At 66.9% G+C, this 17,664-nt stretch carries 15 protein-coding genes; 5 read left to right on the top strand and 10 right to left on the bottom strand.

From position 1 onward, the window contains the following. Positions 1-22 precede the first annotated feature (22 nt). Positions 23-994: a Bug family tripartite tricarboxylate transporter substrate binding protein gene (locus VLK31_RS13885; RefSeq protein ID WP_409168993.1), complete on the top strand. Its 972-nt coding sequence runs from the start codon at positions 23-25 to the stop codon at positions 992-994. A gap of 43 nt (positions 995-1,037) precedes the next feature. On the opposite strand, the gene VLK31_RS13880 is transcribed toward VLK31_RS13885, so the two are convergent. The 5 genes from VLK31_RS13880 to def are packed head-to-tail and all read right to left on the bottom strand — an operon-like array spanning position 1,038 to position 4,090. After that, positions 1,038-1,385, bottom strand: a complete 348-nt coding sequence (locus VLK31_RS13880) for an AzlD domain-containing protein (protein WP_409168992.1) — start codon at positions 1,383-1,385, stop codon at positions 1,038-1,040. Then, a complete protein-coding gene (locus VLK31_RS13875; RefSeq protein WP_409168991.1) occupies positions 1,382-2,122 on the bottom strand; it encodes an AzlC family ABC transporter permease in 741 nt (246 codons plus the stop codon). Before VLK31_RS13875 ends, VLK31_RS13880 begins: the two co-directional genes overlap by 4 nt. Beyond that, positions 2,122-3,075 carry a methionyl-tRNA formyltransferase gene (fmt, locus tag VLK31_RS13870; RefSeq protein WP_409168990.1) on the bottom strand — a complete coding sequence of 318 codons (954 nt, stop codon included), beginning with the start codon at positions 3,073-3,075 and terminating at the stop codon, positions 2,122-2,124. Before fmt ends, VLK31_RS13875 begins: the two co-directional genes overlap by 1 nt. Further along, a complete protein-coding gene (locus VLK31_RS13865) occupies positions 3,072-3,566 on the bottom strand; it encodes a hypothetical protein (RefSeq protein WP_409168989.1) in 495 nt (164 codons plus the stop codon). Before VLK31_RS13865 ends, fmt begins: the two co-directional genes overlap by 4 nt. Before the next feature lie 5 nt (positions 3,567-3,571). Beyond that, positions 3,572-4,090: a peptide deformylase gene (gene def / locus VLK31_RS13860; RefSeq protein WP_409168988.1), complete on the bottom strand. Its 519-nt coding sequence runs from the start codon at positions 4,088-4,090 to the stop codon at positions 3,572-3,574. A 158-nt stretch (positions 4,091-4,248) separates the two neighbouring features. Here def and VLK31_RS13855 point away from each other — a divergent pair, with 158 nt between their 5' ends. From VLK31_RS13855 to VLK31_RS13845, 3 genes are read left to right on the top strand one after another with little or no spacing between them, the layout of a single operon-like run. Further along, on the top strand, positions 4,249-5,475 hold the full coding sequence (locus tag VLK31_RS13855; protein WP_409168987.1) for a LysM peptidoglycan-binding domain-containing protein: 1,227 nt from the start codon (positions 4,249-4,251) through the stop codon (positions 5,473-5,475). Between the two features lie 30 nt (positions 5,476-5,505). Further along, positions 5,506-6,642 carry a DNA-processing protein DprA gene (gene dprA, locus VLK31_RS13850; protein ID WP_409168986.1) on the top strand — a complete coding sequence of 379 codons (1,137 nt, stop codon included), beginning with the start codon at positions 5,506-5,508 and terminating at the stop codon, positions 6,640-6,642. Between the two features lie 47 nt (positions 6,643-6,689). Continuing rightward, positions 6,690-7,208 carry a DUF494 family protein gene (locus tag VLK31_RS13845; RefSeq protein ID WP_409168985.1) on the top strand — a complete coding sequence of 173 codons (519 nt, stop codon included), beginning with the start codon at positions 6,690-6,692 and terminating at the stop codon, positions 7,206-7,208. A 9-nt stretch (positions 7,209-7,217) separates the two neighbouring features. On the opposite strand, the gene VLK31_RS13840 is transcribed toward VLK31_RS13845, so the two are convergent. From VLK31_RS13840 to VLK31_RS13820, 5 genes are all read right to left on the bottom strand, one after another. Continuing rightward, entirely contained in the window at positions 7,218-9,644 is a 2,427-nt protein-coding gene (locus VLK31_RS13840) for a DUF1631 family protein (protein WP_409168984.1), read from the bottom strand. Positions 9,645-9,801: 157 nt separating this feature from the next. Next, on the bottom strand, positions 9,802-10,761 hold the full coding sequence (gene secF / locus VLK31_RS13835; protein WP_409168983.1) for a protein translocase subunit SecF: 960 nt from the start codon (positions 10,759-10,761) through the stop codon (positions 9,802-9,804). 18 nt (positions 10,762-10,779) lie between these two features. Then, complete coding sequence (secD, locus tag VLK31_RS13830; RefSeq protein ID WP_409168982.1) at positions 10,780-12,660, bottom strand: protein translocase subunit SecD; 1,881 nt, start codon at positions 12,658-12,660, stop codon at positions 10,780-10,782. A 78-nt stretch (positions 12,661-12,738) separates the two neighbouring features. After that, a complete protein-coding gene (gene yajC / locus VLK31_RS13825; RefSeq protein ID WP_409168981.1) occupies positions 12,739-13,074 on the bottom strand; it encodes a preprotein translocase subunit YajC in 336 nt (111 codons plus the stop codon). A gap of 283 nt (positions 13,075-13,357) precedes the next feature. Beyond that, the gene (locus VLK31_RS13820) at positions 13,358-16,969 is read right to left on the bottom strand and encodes an indolepyruvate ferredoxin oxidoreductase family protein (protein WP_409168980.1); all 3,612 of its coding nucleotides are present in this window, start codon (positions 16,967-16,969) and stop codon (positions 13,358-13,360) included. Positions 16,970-17,149: 180 nt separating this feature from the next. On the opposite strand from VLK31_RS13820, the gene VLK31_RS13815 reads away from it, so the two are divergent. Continuing rightward, a complete protein-coding gene (locus VLK31_RS13815; protein ID WP_409168979.1) occupies positions 17,150-17,626 on the top strand; it encodes an Lrp/AsnC family transcriptional regulator in 477 nt (158 codons plus the stop codon). The last annotated feature ends 38 nt before the right edge of the window (positions 17,627-17,664 follow it).

The following is a 17,664-nucleotide window of genomic DNA, read 5'->3' as shown; positions in this document are numbered from 1 at the left end:
AAAGCAACGGAGACAACAGACGATGAAACGCTTTCTTCCCCTGCTGGCCGCGGCGCTCGCGCTGGCCACCACATTCGCCGCGGCGCAACCAGCGGCCTACCCCAGCCAGCCGATCAAGTGGATCGTGCCGTACTCGGCCGGCGGCGGCACCGACAACCTGGCGCGCGCGCTGGCCGAGGCGATGCAGCCGTCGCTGGGCCAGCCGCTCATCATCGACAACCGGCCGGGCGCCTCCACCAACATCGGCGTGTCCGTGATGATGCAGGCCAGGCCCGACGGCTACACAGTCATGCAGGCGGAGAACGCGGCGCTGCTCTTCAACGAGCACATGTTCGTCAAGCTGCCGTACAAGCCCGCGAGCGACTTCAGCTACATCGGCACCATCGGGCGCTTTCCGGTGGCGCTGGTGGTGCACCCCGACTTTCCCGCGAAGACCGTGGCCGAGTTCGTGCGCTACGTGAAGGCCAACCCCGACAAGGTGAGCTATGCCTCACCCGGCAACGGCTCGCCGCATCACATGGCGATGGAGCTGTTCAAGCAGAAGGCGGGCCTCACGATCACGCACGTGCCGTACAAGGGCGCCGCGCCAGCCATGACCGACGTGATGGGCGGGCAGGTGCCGGTGATGATGCTGGACCTGGCCTCGGGCCTGCCGATCATCCGGTCGGGCAAGGTGCGGGTGCTGGCCATTGCGCTGCCGCAACGCGCGAGCGCCCTGCCCGACGTGCCCACCTTCGTGGAGTCCGGCTTCAGCGACGTCAACGCCTATGCCTTCCATGGCCTGATCGGCCCAGCGGGCATGCCGCCCGAGGCGGTGGCGCGGCTCAACAGCGAGTTGCACAAGGCGATGAAGGCGCCCAAGGTGGTGAAGCTCTTTGCGGACTTCGGCTTCGAGGCGCTGCCCGGAACGCCGCAAGATTTCTACAAGCTCTCGCGCGCGGAGAGCGAGCGCTGGGGCCAGATCATCAAGACGGCCGGCGTGAAGCTCGACTGAGCCCGTTGGCGCGGCGGGTCGGCGGGCAGCCCGACGGGGCCGGTTACCAGCCCAGGCCGAGGTGCAGCGGCAGGTACACCGCCATGCCCGCGACCATGGTGCCGAGCACGCCGCGCCGCCAATAGAAGTAGGCCGCGCCCACCACCGCCGCATACAGCCGGGCATCGTGCAGCGTGGTGATCAGGTGGCCCTGCGTCATGACGATCTCGGGCGCGATCACGCCGGCCAGCGCGGCGGCCGGCGCGTAGTGCAGCGCGCGGTGCGCCCACTCGGGCAGGCCCCAGGGCCGGTCGAGAATGAAGAAGAAGCAGCGCGTGACCACGGTCACGAGCGCCAGCCCGACGATCACGCCCAGGGTCCACCAGTCGGTGGTGGCGGGGGTGCTGCTCACTTGTCGTCCTCCGCGTTCGGGTCGAGGCCGAACTGCTTTTCCAGCCAGAAGCACAGCAGCACCGCCACGCCAATGGCGACCACGATGTTGAGCTTCAGCGGCAGCGCATAGGCGGCCACCGCCGTGGCGCCGGCAATGAGCGCGGCCAGCACGCGCAGCCGCGTGGTCGCCATCGAGCAGACGATGGCCACCAGGCTCAGCACGCCCGCAAAACCCAGGCCCCAGTTCTGCGGAATGAAGTTGGCCAGCGCCACGCCCAGCAGGCTCATGCCCATCCAGGCGCACCAGGTCACGAAGTAGTTGCCGGTGAGGTAGGCCTCCTGGGCCTCCTGCTCGGTGATGGTCAACGGGGGCTGCGGGTACTTCTTGGTGAAGAGCGCATAGCTCATGTCCGCCGTGAGGTAGCCGTGCAGCATGCGGCGCCAGCGCGGCATGTGCATGAGGTAGGGGCGCAGGTGCAGGCTGAACACCACGAAGCGCAGGTTCACGCAAAAGCCCGTCGCCAGAATGACCCAGGCCGGCGCGCCCGCGAACAGCAGCGGAATCGCCGCGAGCTGCGAGCTGCCCGCGTACACGAGCAGGGTCATGGCCAGCGCCTCGACCACGCTCATGTTCGACTTGACCATGGCCACGCCGGTCATGAGGCCCCAGGCGCCGATGCCGAGCGCCACCGGGGACATGTCGCGCAGGCCGACGCGAAATTCCGGGCGGCTGCGGATGCTTTTCGAAAGGAACATCAGCCGAAGGTCTGCCCGGGCTTCAGGTCGAAGCCGCGCAGAAAATCGGCGACGGCCAGGCGCTTGCCGCCCGGGCGCTGCAGTTCGGTGACGGTCACGGCCGCATCTGCCGCGGCCACGGTCACGCCGGTGTCGCTCACGGCCAGCAGGGTGCCGGGCGCGGCCGATTCGGTGGGCGCGGCCACATGCGCGGTCCAGAGCTTGATCGTCTCGCCGTCCAGCGGGCAGTTCGCGCCGGGGAACGGGTCGAAGGCGCGAATGCGCCGAACGATGGCGTCGGCCGGCTGGGCCCAGTCGATCAGCGCTTCGTGCTTCTCGACCTTGTGGGCGTAGGTGATGCCCTCGGTCGGCTGCGGCGTGCGGGTGAGCGTGCCGATGCGTGCGAGCGCCTCGACGATCATTTTTCCGCCCATGTCGGCCAGGCGGTCGTGCAGGCGGGCGGTGTTGTCGGCGCCGATGTCGAGCGCCTCGCGCAGCAGCATGTCGCCGGTGTCCAGGCCGGCGTCCATCTGCATGATGGTGATGCCGGTCTGCGTGTCGCCCGCCTCGATGGCGCGGTGGATCGGCGCGGCGCCGCGCCAGCGCGGCAGCAGGCTCGCATGGATGTTCAGGCAGCCGTGCACCGGCAGGTCGAGCACCCACTGGGGCAGGATCAGGCCGTAGGCGGCGACCACCATCACGTCGGGCCTGGCGGCCAGCAGGGTTGTGCGCGCGGCCAAGGCCTCGTCGGGGTACTTGCCGTCCAGGCGCAGGCTGCGCGGCTGCGCCACGGGCCAGTCGCTGGCCACGGCGCATTGCTTGACGGGAGAAGCCTGCAGCTTCATGCCGCGGCCGGCGGGGCGGTCGGGCTGGCTCATCACCAGCACCACCTCATGTCCGGCAGCGGCAATGGCCTCCAGGGCGACGCGCGCGAACTCGGGCGTGCCCGCAAAAACGACTCTCAGGCGGCTCAATCCCGGATCCGATCGAGCTCCAGATCGTCCCCCGTGTGATAGCGCCGGACCACGCCGGTCGGGTCGATGTAGATGTACAGCATGCGGCGCTCGTTCACGGACTTGTAGCGCCAGGTCCAGACGGCACCGTCGAAGGAACTGACGCGGGAAATTTCATAGGGACGGCCGTAGAAGGCCATCACGTCGTTCTGGCGCCACTGGTTGACCTTGATGTCCTGCCCGAAGCGCGCCTCGCTGAGCACCTGCGTCACCGAGACGACCTTGCCGGAGGCGTCCACGTCGATGTCGGTCACCTCGAAGCCGGCCGGCATGCGCGAGTACTGCAGGCGTTCACCGCCGCCGGTGAGCGGGTAACGGCCCGTGGGCGCGCCCAGGCGCTGCAGTGTGTCGGCGGCACTGGCGCCCGGCTGCACACGCGTGGGTTCGTTGGCGCAGCCAACCAGAGCCACAAGCACCACCGCAGCGAGAAAGCCGAAACGACGTGCGGTCATGGTGCTCAGGCGCCTTCGCGCAGGTCTTCGCGCTGCTGCTTGAGCAGCTTGCTCTTGATGCGGTTGCGCTTGAGCGGCGAGAGGTATTCGACGAACACCTTGCCGAGCAAATGGTCGAGCTCGTGCTGGATGCACACGGCCAGCAGGCCGTCGGCCTCGATGGTGCGCTGCTCGCCGTGCGCGTCGAGCGCCTGCACCTTCACCGAGGTGGAGCGCATCACGCCGTCGTAGATGCCGGGCACCGAGAGGCAGCCCTCTTCATTCAGCACGCGCTCGTCGCTGGCCCAGGTGATCTCTGGGTTGATCAGCACGATCGGTTCGTTGCGCTCGTCCGACACATCGATGACGACCAGGCGCTCGTGCACGTCGACCTGGGTGGCCGCCAGGCCGATGCCGTTGGCGTCGTACATGGTTTCCAGCATGTCGGCCACCAGGGCCTTGATGCGCGCGTCGACGCCTTGCACCGGCTTGGCCACCGTGTGCAGGCGCTTGTCCGGGTAACTCAGAATGATTCGTTTGGCCATGAAATCGGGGGGAAGTTGTGGCTATTTTCGCCAATTCCGCGACGCGTCGGGCCGCTCAGCGCCGAAAACGTTGCCCTCTCAAGGGCTTCAGCGCAGAATTCGTAGCAAATTGTGAGATTCGTATGCGCAGCGAAACGTCGCGCGCTCACCATCCAGACATGAACAAGCTCAGATCCACCGAACGCCAGCGCCCCCATTTTCTTGCAACGCTGACAGCCCTGGCGGCAATCGGCGTCTGCGGCGTCACCACGGCCTGGGCACAGAACTACCCCGTCACGCCGCAGCAGCGCGCCACGGCCCAGCAAGCCGCCCAGCAGGGCGTGCCGCTGAGCGAACTGGCAGCCAACGCGCCCGACGAATACACGGTCAAGCCCGGCGACACGCTCTGGGCCATTTCGCGCCTGTACCTGCTGCGCCCCTGGCGCTGGCCGGAACTGTGGGGCATGAACATCAATGAAATCGCCAATCCGCACCGCATCTACCCGGGCCAGGTGCTGTACCTGGACAAGAGCGGCGGCCGCGCCCGCCTGACCACCCGCCGCGGCGGCTTCGGCGGCGACGGCGGCGACGGCGGCACCATCAAGCTGTCACCGCGCACCCGCTTCGACTCGCTGGCCGGCATGGCGTTGCCCACGCTCAACCCGAGCATCATCGAGCCGTTTTTGAGCGAACCCATCGTGGTGGACGCCAACACGCTGGACAGCGCGCCGCGCATCGTGGCCGGCAACGACAGCCGCGTGCTGCTGTCGCGCGGCGACCGGGCCTACGCCCGCGGCAACGCCGAATCGCCCCTGGTCGAAGCCCCCGGCCCGGTGCAGAACTTCCGCATCTTCCGCAACGCCACACCGCTGAAAGACCCGGGCACCGGCGAAATCCTCGGCTACGAGGCGCAGTACCTGGGCAAGGCGCGGCTGCAGCGCGGCGAGTCGACCACCATCGAGACGGTGGAAGACAAGGACATCATCACGGTGGTGCCCGCCAGCATCGACATCATTGCGTCGCGCGAGGAAATGCGCGCCGGCGACCGGCTGCTGCCCGAGCCGCCGCGCCAGCTGCTGAGCTACGTGCCGCGCGCGCCTTCGACGCAGATCGACGGGCGCATCATTTCGGTCTACGGCAATGCCGTGCAGTTCGCCGCGCAGAACCAGGTGGTGGCCATCAACAAGGGCACCCGCGACGGCGTCGACAACGGCCACGTGCTGGCCATCATGAAGAACGGCGAGACCATCCTCGACCGCACCGGCGCACGCAAGGAAACCATCAAGTTGCCGAACGAACGCATCGGCCTGCTGATGGTGTTCCGCACTTTCGAGAAGGTGTCCTACGCGCTGGTGCTGGAAATCAACGACACTCCGCGCGCCGGAGACTTCCTCGTCAATCCCTGACCTGCGATCCCGGCTTTCTCGAACACTGGTTTGGAACGCGCAGAACTCGCAGGCTGGCTGCGGCTTTCACTGACGCCGAGCATCGGCGATGGCGCCGCTCGCCGACTCCTCGCGGCCTTCGGGCTGCCCGAACGCATCTTTGCGCAGCCCGATGCCGTGCTGCGCCAGGTCGTTTCGCAGGCGCAGGCCGCTGCATTGCAGCAGCCACCGCCCAACCTGCAGGCACAGATCGACCTTACCTGGCAGTGGCTGCACGCCAATGACAACGGCACCACCCGCCGCGTCGTGACGCTGGGCGATGCCGGCTACCCGGCCTCGCTGCTCGAAATGGCCGACCCGCCGCTGCTGCTCTATGTGCTGGGCGCGGCCGACTACAACCTCACGCAACTGGGCCACAGCATCGCCGTGGTGGGCAGCCGCAACCCGACCCCGCAGGGCGCTACCAACGCGCGCAGCTTTGCCCGCGCGCTTGGCGAGGCGGGCCTGCCCGTGGTGTCGGGACTGGCGCTGGGTGTGGACGGCGCGGCGCACCAGGGTGCGCTGGACGCCGCCGGCAACACACCGCGACTGGCCACGGTCGCGGTGGTGGGCACCGGGCTCGACCGCGTCTACCCCGCGCGGCACCGTGACCTGGCGCACCGCATCACGCAGCAAGGGCTGATCGTGAGCGAGCTGCCGCTGGGCACGCCGCCGCTCACGCAGAATTTTCCCAAGCGCAACCGGCTGATCGCCGGACTGGCGCGCGGCACGCTGGTGGTGGAGGCGGCGCTGCAGTCGGGCTCGCTCATCACCGCGCGGCTCGCGTCGGAGCAGGGCAAGGAAGTGTTCGCGATTCCCGGCTCGATCCACTCGCCTCAGTCACGCGGCTGCCATGCGCTGATCCGCCAGGGCGCGAAGCTGGTGGAGTCGGTGAGCGACATCCTCGAAGAACTGCCGCCGCTTCAAACCCGCGCGGCAGCCGGCAACGGGCACGCGGCCAATGCCGCCAATGGCAGCGACAACCCGCTGCTCGACGCCCTGGGCTTCGACCCGGTGAGCCTCGACGCACTGAGCGCGCGCACCGGCTGGAGCGCGGCGGCACTGCAGGCAAAGATGCTCGAGCTTGAACTGGACGGCCATATCTCACGCCTGCCCGGCGGCCTCTTCCAGCGAATGGCCGCTACTTAGCTCGCGGCGCACGAACGTGGGCTATGAACGTGGGCTATATTGGGGCCATGTTCGAAGTGCTTGTTTTTGTCTACGAAAACTATTGGCGCGGCGATGCCTGCCCCGAACCCGAACAACTGGGCCGCAAACTCAGTGCGCACGGCTTCGAGGCAGACGAAATCCGCGAAGCCCTTCACTGGCTCGACGGCCTGAGCCTTGCCACGCAAGGCATGCAGATCGAGCGCCATCCGCACGACGCGGCCAGTGCCACGGTCATGCTGCGCGGCATGCCCGAAGCCGCGCTGCCGCAGTCAGACGACGCCATGCGCGTCTACTCACAAGCCGAGCAGGAGCACCTGGGTGCGGAATGCCTCGGCTTCATTCGCTTTCTGGAATCGTCGAACGTGTTGTCGTGTGGTCTGCGAGAAATCGTCATCGAACGCGCGATGGCCGCGCCGGGCAATCCAGTGGCCATCGACGAACTGAAAATCATCGTCCTGATGGTGCACTGGAGCACCGGCATCGAGCCCGATGCGCTGGTTCTCGACGAGCTGTGCGAATCGCGCGAAGGCCGCGTCGCCCACTGACGCGGCGGTTCAGTTCAGCAAGCGCTCGGGGTTGGCGTCGAGCTTGGCCAGCGCCTCGCGCGTGGCGCGCACCGTGAGCGTTTCTTCCTCGGCCGGTACCAGCAAGCCCGCCTGCAGGTAGGTTGCAAGCCGACCGGCCTGAATCAAAAAGCTGCGGCCGTCCGACGAGGCGAACAGATGCAGCTGCTTGCGGTCGCTGCGCCAGACAAACTGCACCTGGCTCACGCGGTCGTTGTGGTCCAGCATGAACCAGTTGCCGACCTGCAGTTCGTGGGCCCATGCCAGCATGTCTTCAGACACCTTGGTGCCGGCGGCGTCTGGAATGACTTCGATCGACGCGGCGTCCACGCCCAGCAGCAGTTCGATGCTGTGGGCATCGAGTGGCAAATCGTTGCCGCCGGACCCGCCAACGTCGGTCACGAAGTCTTCCAGGTGCGTCAGATGCTCGGCCATCGCCTCGATCTTGGCCTGCGGAATGGCCTCGGTCTTGGACAGGAAGGCGTCGGACAGCGTGGCACCGATGATCTTGATGTGTGCTTCCTGCGGCTCGTCCACGATGCCCAGCAGCGCCATGCCCTGGCGCAGGCGCTGCAGCAACTGGGGCAGGTCCTGAATCACGCGGGCGCGGTCGGCGCGGTTGGGCTTGGCGCTTGCGGCCCACACCAGCTCGGAGGCCACGCGCTTGAGCATGACGGTCTGCTCGCCCTGCGCGCCGTAGCGCAGCGCGGCAATGGCCAGCACCTCGGCCCAGACCTTGAACAGGAACTCGCGGATCTCCTCGCGCACCGGCATGTCGTTGAGCATCTTGCGCAACTCGATGGTGTACTGGATGGCCATCGTTTCCTTCTGCTCGACCTGCTGCGCCACGCTCATCACGCGCTGCGTGGTGTCGCTCTGCGTCAGGTAGCGGTTGAGGAAGGCAACGAACTCGTCGAACACCAGCTTGAACACGCGCTGGCCGGTTTCGGGGTACTGCTCGATGACCTGCACCACGCGGCGGATTTCGCCTTCGAGCGCGCTGCCGGTGATGGCCGCCGCGTCGAACCCCATGACGCACGAGCCCATGCGGTCGATCAGCATGCGCGCGGGGTGCTGCAGGGTGCCGAAGAACTCGGGCTCGGCAATGGCCACGCGCAGCACGGGCATCTGCAGCCGGGCAAACCACACGCGGGCGGAAAACGGAATGCGCTCTTCGGCCAGGATCGCCTGGAACATCAGCGCCACGATCTCGACCGTGGCCTTGTCTGCCGTGGTGGGCGCGCGCTTCTTGAGCTCGGCGGTGCGCCGGCGCATGTCCACGGCGGTCTGCTGCATCAGCGTGGCCTGCTCGCCGTTGCCGTCCATGTACTGCGTGGCGGCCATTCGGTAAGCAACCTCGGCATCGGCGATGGCGCCCGCAAAGGTCCTGGAAAAGACGCGGGGCGCCGCCGTGCCGGTGCCGCCCTGCGCCGGCTGGCCACTGCCGCCGCCGCTTCCGCTGCCACCGGTTGCGCGGCTGTCGGTGCCCGGCACAGTGGACTGTCCGGCCACCGCGCCCGGGTCGCCGCCGATGCGCGCGGCCACAAAACGCTTGAGGCTCAGCAACGCGGATTGCGCACGTTGCCGCGCGACCATCAGCGGCGAGCCGCCAGTGGTGGAGCCAGGCACGGCGTTCGAGGGCACGGAGCCCTGCTGCCCTTCGAAACCGACGCCGGCGCGCTGCACGCTGCGCGGACCCGCCGCCATGCCGCTGTCCATCGGCACGCCGGACGCCGTGGCCGTTCCACCCGTTCCCCCCGTTCCACTCGCGCTGCCGGTGCGGCGCACGAAACTCTTGAGATCGATCTCCTCCATCACGCCGTTGGCAATCAGGAAGGCATTCGCGCCCTGGTAGGCCTTGGCCACCACCTCGACCAGGCCCTGCTGCACCACGTCCTGCACGCGGGTCCACAGCCCGCGGCTCAGGCCGGCGGCCAACCATTGCTCGACCAGCAGCTTGGCCAGCGTCTCGGGCTTGAGCACGTCCTTGGCGTCGAGCTCGCTCGTGCCTTCGAGGTGCTGGATGCGCAGGCGCAGGTCGCTGAGCTCGAAGCTGGCCTTGTCGTGGATCATTTCCGCCAGGCGCGAGGAGAGGATGTTGCTCTCCACCACCTCGTTGCCGATCAGCTCCAGGCGCAGCACCGAAGGCACCGCCGACGCACCCACCGTCGCACCCAGCGCCTTGCGCCAGCCGGTCTGCGCAAGCGCGACCCATTGCGTGGCCTGGCCCTGGAAGGCGACGAAGTCGTCGCGGTGTTCCTGCATGGCGCGGGCGTTGCCGGCCTCGGAAGACAGGGCGGTGAGCCGGTCGCGGATGGCGCGGGCCAGCGGTGCAATGCTGCCTTCCGTGGCCAGCACGAAACGCTCACGCGTCTCGCGTGCGAGCTGCAAGGAAGAGGCGGACCGCGCAATGCTCATTGAAAAGTGGGAAGGGCCAAAAGGATCGATTCGTCAGCAACAACCGCGAGCTTGCATCGGGATGCGCCAGGGCACAAGTGTGGAGAGTGCCCGGCGTTGCATGCGAACCGCGGTGCGGCATGGCCGGCACCGCGCACAGTTGACCCTGAAGTATCCGTCAGACCACCGCGCCGGCGTTCGGGTCGTCTTCGGAGTCGCCGTCGCGCTTGACCGGCGTGCCCTTGACGAGGTCTTCGCGCTTCACGCCCAGCCACATGGCGATGGCCGCCGCCACGAAGGCCGACGAGTAGATGCCGAAGCAGATGCCGATGGTCAGCGCCAGTGCAAAGTAGTGCAGCGTGGGCCCGCCGAAGAAGAACATCGACAGCACCACCAGCTGGGTGGAGCCGTGCGTGATGATGGTCCGGCTGATGGTCGAGGTGATCGCGTTGTCGATGATCTCGGTGGTCGACATCTTGCGGTAGCGGCGGAAGTTCTCGCGAATGCGGTCGAAGATCACGACCGACTCGTTCACTGAATACCCCAGCACCGCCAGCACCGCCGCCAGCACCGCCAGCGAGAACTCCCACTGGAAGAAGGCGAAGAAGCCCAGGATGATCACCACGTCGTGCAGGTTGGCCAGCACGGTGGCCAGCGCAAACTTCCACTCGAAGCGAAACGCCAGGTAGATCATGATGCCCACCACCACCATGCCCAGGGCCTTCAGCCCGTTGGTGGTGAGCTCCTCGCCGACCTGCGGGCCGACCACTTCAAGGCCGCGCTGCGTGGCCGACGCATCGACCGTCTTCAGCGCCTGCATGACCTGCGCGCTCTGCTGGTCGGAGCTCATGCCCTTCTGGGCCGGCAGGCGGATCTGCACGTCGCGCGAGCTGCCGTAGCTCTGCACCTGCACGTCGGGGTAGCCGAGCTTGCCGATGGCGTCGCGCACCTTGCCGATGTCGGCCGACTGCTGGTAGGCGACCTCCATGACGGTGCCGCCGGTGAACTCGACCGACAGGTGCAACCCGCGATGGAACAGGAAGAACACCGCCAGCGCGAAGGTGACGACGGAGACGATGTTCAGCACCACCGCATGGCGCATGAAGGGGATCGTCTTGTGGATGCGGAAGAATTCCATGGCGCTTGTCCTCGACCTTTACTTGGTGGCCACGGCCGAGGCCTCGGGCGTGGGCCGCCAGACCGTGCCGATGGACACCGTCTTGAGCTTTTTCTTCTGGCCGTACCAGAAGTTCACGAGACCGCGCGAGAAGAACACGGCGGAGAACATCGAGGTGACGATGCCGATGCAGTGCACCACCGCAAAGCCGCGCACCGGGCCCGAGCCAAAGGCCAGCAGCGCGATGCCCGCGATGAGCGTGGTCACGTTGGAGTCCAGGATGGTGCCCCAGGCGCGCTCGTAGCCCGCGTGGATGGCCGCCTGCGGCGACGCCCCGTTGCGCAGCTCTTCGCGCACGCGCTCGTTGATCAGCACGTTGGAGTCGATCGCCACGCCAATGGCCAGCGCCATGGCCGCGATGCCGGGCAGCGTGAGCGTGGCCTGCAGCATCGACAGAATGGCCACCAGCAGCATCAGGTTGACGGCCAGCGCGATCGAGGAGAACAGGCCGAACAGTGCGTAGTACGCGCACATGAACACCATGATCGCCAGGAAGCCGTACATCACGCTCTTGAAGCCCTTCTCGATGTTGTCGGCGCCCAGGCTCGGACCGATGGTGCGTTCCTGGATGATGTCCATGGGCGCGGCCAGCGAGCCGGCGCGCAGCAGCAGCGCGAGGTCGCTGGCTTCGGCCACGGTCATCGAGCCCGACACCTGGAAGCGGTTGCCCAGCTCGCCGTTGATCGACGGGGCGGTGAGCACTTCACCCTTGCCCTTTTCGAAGATCAGCATCGCCATGCGCTTCTTGTAGTTGTCGCGGCTGACGTCGCGCATGATGCGACCGCCCTTGGCGTCCATGGTCAGGTCGACCTTGGGCTGGTTGCTTTGCTGGTCGAAGCCGGGCTGCGCGTCGGTGAGGTTCTCGCCGGTGACAAGCACCTGCTTCTTCACGATGACCGGGCGGCCCTGGCGGTCGAGAAACTTCTCGGAGCCGAAGGGCACCGGTCCGCCGCTCAGTTCGGCCGAGCGGCCTTCGGCGCTTTCGTCGACCATGCGCATTTCGAGCGTGGCGGTGCGGCCCAGAATTTCCTTGGCCTTGGCCGTGTCCTGCACGCCGGGCAGCTGCACAACGATGCGGTCCAGGCCCTGCTGCTGAATCACGGGTTCGGCCACGCCGAGTTCGTTGATCCGGTTGTGCAGCGTGGTGATGTTCTGCTTGAGCGCGGCGTCCTGCAGGCGGCGCGCGGCTTCCGGCTTGATGCTGGCCACCAGGCGCCAGGTGCTGCCGTCCTGGCTGTCGGTGGTGCTCAGGTCGGTGAACTGGTCCTGGATGATGGCCTTGGCAGCCTCGAGCGAGGCCGCGTCGCGAAAGCTCACCTCCACGGTCTGGCCGTTGCGGCTCACCTGGGTGCCGCGGATGCTCTTGTCGCGGAAGGTGGTGCGCAGGTCGCTGGCGAACGACTCGGCCTTCTTGTCGATGGCGCCCTTCATGTCCACCTGCAGCAAGAAGTCGACCCCGCCGCGCAAGTCCAGGCCCAGGTACATGGGGAAGGCATGCAGCGAGGTCAGCCAGCCGGGCGAGCGCGACAGCAGGTTCAGCGCCACCGTGTAGGGCGGGTCGCTGGCGTCGGGCACCAGCGCATGCTGGATCACGTCGCGCGCCTTGAGCTGGTCGTCGGGGGTGGTGAACCGGGCCCGCAGCGAGCCGGCGTCCAGGGTGATCAGGTCGGGCGTCAGGCTGGCAGCCTTCAGCGCCTCCTCGACCCGGGCCTGGGTGGCGGCGTCGACCTTGACGGTCGTCTTGGCCGCCGACACCTGCACCGCCGGTGCTTCGCCGAAGAAATTGGGCAGAGCGTAGATGAGCCCCACGAGCAACACGACCAGGATGGTCGCGTATTTCCAGACCGGGTAACGGTTCATGACAAAGCGCTTTTCAGAAACGGGACACGGCGTGATTTGGTGCCTTGCGCCCAGAAGCGCAAGGGTCAGCTCACGCTTTTATTGCTTGACTGCGCCCTTGGGCAGGACCTGAACCACGGCGCTGCGCTGGATCTTGATCTCGATGCCGTTGGCGATTTCAAGGCCGAGGTACTGGTCGCTGATCGAGGTGATCTTGCCGAGCACGCCGCCGGCGGTGGCAACTTCGTCACCCTTGGCCAGGGCTTCGATCATGGCGCGGGATTCCTTCTGGCGCTTCATCTGCGGGCGAATCATCACGAAATACAGCACCACGAACATCAGCACCAGGGGCAGCATGCTGCCGAGCGAGGACAACATGTCACCGCCGCCGGCTGCAGCAGGCGCGGTCTGGGCGAAAGCAGAGGAAATGAACAAGAGAGTCTCCAGCAGAGGGAAGAGAAAACGATGGGAGCGCGGGCAGCGCCCGCCATTCCTTGGGGTTCGCGGTCGCACAGGAAGCGGACCGCAAGTCAAAGCGCGACGCGGCCTGGCCGCGCGCAGCACCGGGCATTGTATTCGGCGCAGATGGCGCCTCCCGGTGCTTATCCGGGGGGGTGGGGAGGGCTTTCCGGGTATTCAGTCGGCCGGAAGTTTGCTACGGATTCAATAGCAACGGGCGTCCAGCGGACGCCCGTGCTGCCAACAAAAGCCCTGGCGATCAGGCCGCCACGCGCTCCGCCTGCGGATGGCGCCACTTGCCCAGCAGCTCGCTCCAACGGGTGCGGGTGGCGGCCAGGTTGCGTTCCTTCACATGGCCGTAGCCGCGAATCTGCTCGGGCAGCGCGGCAATCTCCAGCGCCAGCGCGTGGTTGTCGGCGCGCAGGCCGCCAATCACTTCATCGATGCTGGCGCGGTACTCGCCGATCAGCGCGCGCTCGGTCTTGCGCTCTTCGGTGCGCCCGAAGATGTCCAGCGCCGTGCCGCGCACGCCCTTGAGCTTTGCCAGAAAGCGGAAGCCCGTGAGCATCCAGGGGCCGAACTTCTGCTTCTGCAACTGGCCCTTGCTGTTCTTCTTGGCGATGAGCGGCGGGGCGAGGTGGTAGTTGAGCTTGTAGTCACCTTCGAACATGCCTTCGACGCGGTCGAGGAAGGTGCGGTCGGTGTGCAGGCGCGCCACTTCGTACTCGTCCTTGTAGGCCATCAGCTTGAAGAGGTAGCGCGCCACGGTCTCGCTCAGCGCGGTGCTCTTGCCCACGGCCGCTTCGGCGCGCTGCACCTTGCCGACGAACTGCTTGTATTCGTCGGCATAGGCGGCGTTCTGGTAGCCGGTGAGGAACTCCACGCGGCGGGCCACCAGGGTGTCGACGCTTTCGCGCTTCTTGAACTCGACCACCTGGCCGGGGCGCACGCGCTTTTGCAGCTCGTCGGGCCGCACCGCGGCATGACGGCCCCATTCGAAGGCGGTCTTGTTGTTCTCGATGGCCACGGCGTTCAGCTCGATGGCGCGCATCAGCGACTCGTGCGCCAGCGGCACCCAGCCCCTTTGCCAGGCGTAGCCCAGGATCATCGGGTTGACGTAGATGCTGTCGCCCATCAGCGCGGTGGCCGCGGCGTCGGCGTCGAAGGTGCCCAAGGCGTCGATGCCCACGGCGCGCGCAATTTCGGCGGCGCAGGCGTCTTCGGGGTTCTGCCAGTTGGCGTTGCGCACGAAGGCTGCGGTGGGCGAGCTGTGGCTGTTGAGCGCCACGTGCGTGCGCCCTTCGCGCATGCGCGCCATGGTCTCGCCGTTGATGGTCACCAGCGGGTCGCAGGCCAGAATCAAGTCGGCCGCCGCGGTGCCCACGCGGGTGGTGCGAATGTCGTCCTGCGTGTCGCCGATGAGCACATGGCTCCAGGTGGCGCCGCCCTTTTGCGCCAGGCCCGCCGCGTCCTGCGTGACGATGCCCTTGGCCTCGATGTGCGCGGCCATGCCCAGCAGCTGGCCGATGGTGATCACGCCCGTGCCGCCCACGCCCGCCACCACCACGCCCCAGACCTTGCCGCCCGCCAGCGACGGAATCACCGGCTCGCTCAGCAGGCCGAACTCGGCCGGCGTGGCGCCCTTGCTCTTGCTCTTCTTTTTGAGCTGGCCGCCCTCGACGGTGACGAAGCTCGGGCAGAAGCCCTTCAGGCAGCTCATGTCCTTGTTGCAGCTGCTCTGGTTGATGGCGCGCTTGCGGCCGAATTCGGTTTCCAGCGGCTCCACGCTCAGGCAGTTGCTCTGCACGCTGCAGTCGCCGCAGCCTTCGCAGACCAGCTCGTTGATGACCACGCGCTTGGCCGGATCGACGGCCGTGCCCCGCTTGCGGCGGCGGCGCTTTTCAGTGGCGCAGGTCTGGTCGTAGATGATGGCCGTGGTGCCGGCCATGGCGCGAAACTCGCGCTGAATGTCGTCGAGCAGGTCGCGGTGCTTCACTTGCACGTGGTCGCCCGGAATGCTCACGCCTTCGTACTTCTCGGGCTCGTCGGTGACGATCACGACCTTCTTCGCGCCTTCGGCATGCAGGCTCTCGGCAATCTGCAGCACCGAATGGCCTTCGGGCCGCTCGCCGACCTGCTGGCCGCCGGTCATAGCGACCGCGTCGTTGTACAGAATCTTGTAGGTGATGTTCACGCCCGCCGCAATGCTCTGGCGAATGGCGAGCAGGCCGCTGTGGAAGTACGTGCCGTCACCCAGGTTCGCAAAGATGTGCTGGTCGGTGGTGAAGGGCTGCTGCCCCACCCATGGCACGCCCTCGCCGCCCATCTGCGTGAAGCCGATGGTGGAGCGGTCCATCCAGGTCGCCATGAAGTGGCAGCCGATGCCGCCCATTGCGCGCGAGCCTTCGGGCACCACGGTGCTGGTGTTGTGCGGGCAGCCCGAGCAGAACCAGGGCTGGCGCGTGGCGTCGGCCACGCTGGTGGAGGCCTGCTGCACCACCAGCGAACGCTCCTTGGCTTCGAGGATGGCCAGCTGCGCGTCGATGCGCGCGGCCATGTCGGCGCCGGCCGCGGCCAGCAGGCCGGTCTTCTTCAGGCGAGCGGCAATCGCCTTGGCGATGAGCGCCGGGCTCAGGTCGGCGTTGGCGCGCAGCAGCGTGTGGGCGGTCGGGTTGGGCATGGACCATTCGCCGCCGGAGTAGCCGTCGGCGTCGGCACTGGCGCCTTCGTCGAACTTGCCGACCACGTTGGGGCGCACGTCGGAGCGCCAGTTGTAGAGCTCTTCCTTCAGTTGGTATTCGATGACCTGGCGCTTTTCTTCGACCACCAGAATTTCTTGCAGACCGGTGGCAAATTCGCGCGTGAGCTGCGCTTCCAGCGGCCACACCACGCCCACCTTGTGCAGGCGAATGCCCAGCTGGCGGCATGCCGCGTCGTCCAGGCCCAGGTCGATCAGCGCCTGGCGCGTGTCGTTGAAGGCCTTGCCGCTGGCCATGATGCCGAAGCGGTCGTGCGGGCCTTCGATCACGTTGTAGTTCAGGCGGTTGGCGCGAATGTAGGCCAGCGCGGCGTACCACTTGTAGTGCATGAGCCGGGCTTCCTGCTCCAGCGCATGGTCGGGCCAGCGAATGTGCAGGCCGCCGGGCGGCATTTCGAAGTCGGTGGGAATCACGATCTGCACGCGCTCGGGGTCGATCATGGCCGTGGCACTCGACTCCACGATTTCCTGGATCGTCTTCATGCCCGACCACACGCCCGAGAAGCGGCTCATGGCGAAGGCGTGAATGCCCAGGTCCAGAATTTCCTGCACGTTGGCCGGAAAGAACACCGGCGTGCCGCAGGCCTTGAAGATGTGGTCGCTCTGGTGGGCGGCGGTGGAGCTCTTGGAGATGTGGTCGTCCCCGGCCACCGCGATCACGCCGCCGAACTCGGTGGTGCCGGCCATGTTGGCGTGCTTGAACACGTCGGAGCAGCGGTCCACGCCCGGGCCCTTGCCGTACCAGATGCCGAAGACGCCGTCGAACTTGTTGGTGCCCTGCGGCGAGAAGCCCAGTTGCTGCGTGCCCCAGAGCGCGGTGGCCGCCAGCTCTTCGTTCACGCCGGGCTGGAAGACGATGTTCTGTTCCTTCAGGAACTTGCTGGCCTTCCACAGCGCCTGGTCGTAGCCGCCGAGCGGGGAGCCGCGGTAGCCGCTGATGAAGCCGGCGGTGTTCTTGCCGGCTTGCTTGTCGCGCAGCTGCTGGAGCATCGGCAGCTTGACGAGGGCCTGAACGCCGCTCATGAAGGCACGGCCGTAGTCGAGGGAATATTTGTCGTCGAGCGTGACCGTTTCTAGGGCCTTGCGAATGTGCTCGGGCAGCGGTGCATTCATGTTGTCTTGTCTCCTGTTGGCAGGGCCTTGTGGGCCTGGCTGGATTGGCTGTGGGTCTGTGCCCGGTAGGGCGCGAGCCCATGATCACGCAAAGTGTATGCCGGGGTCCGCGACAGGTGTTTGCGTTCTTTGCCCTGAAAAACCGGCTTCCAGAAAGAATCTTGCTTAATATCGCCATCCATGGAAAGAATTGACAAGTTCGACCTTGCAATCCTGCAAGAACTGCAGGCCGACGGCCGCCTCACCAACGCCGAACTGGCGCAGCGCGTGGGCCTGTCCGCCGCGCCCTGCTGGCGCCGGGTGCGCGCGCTGGAAGAGGCCGGCTTCATCAAGGGCTACCACGCCGAGATCGACCGCCACAAGATCGGCCTGGGCGTGCTCGCCTTCGTGCGCGTGGACACCGAGCGCGTCACCCACGAGGCCACCCGCAAGCTGGAGGACGCCATCCGCAAGCTGCCCGACGTGGTCGCCTGCCACTACATCAGCGGCACCGGCACCTTCGAGCTGCAGGTGGTGGCGCAGGACCTGGACAGCTTCTCGGCCTTCGCGCGCCAGCACCTGATGAACCTGCCCAACGTGAAGGACCTGCACACCAGTTTCTCGCTGGGCGAGGTGAAGGCCAGCAGCGCGCTGCCGCTGGGGCACCTGGCGGGCTGAGAGTGCCCCGGCGGTGTGCGAGCATTCGCCCCATCACC

This window comes from Variovorax sp. H27-G14 (assembly GCF_046156345.1).
Taxonomy (GTDB): Bacteria; Pseudomonadota; Gammaproteobacteria; order Burkholderiales; family Burkholderiaceae_C; genus Variovorax.
This window is presented reverse-complemented; position numbering and strand designations above follow the sequence as displayed.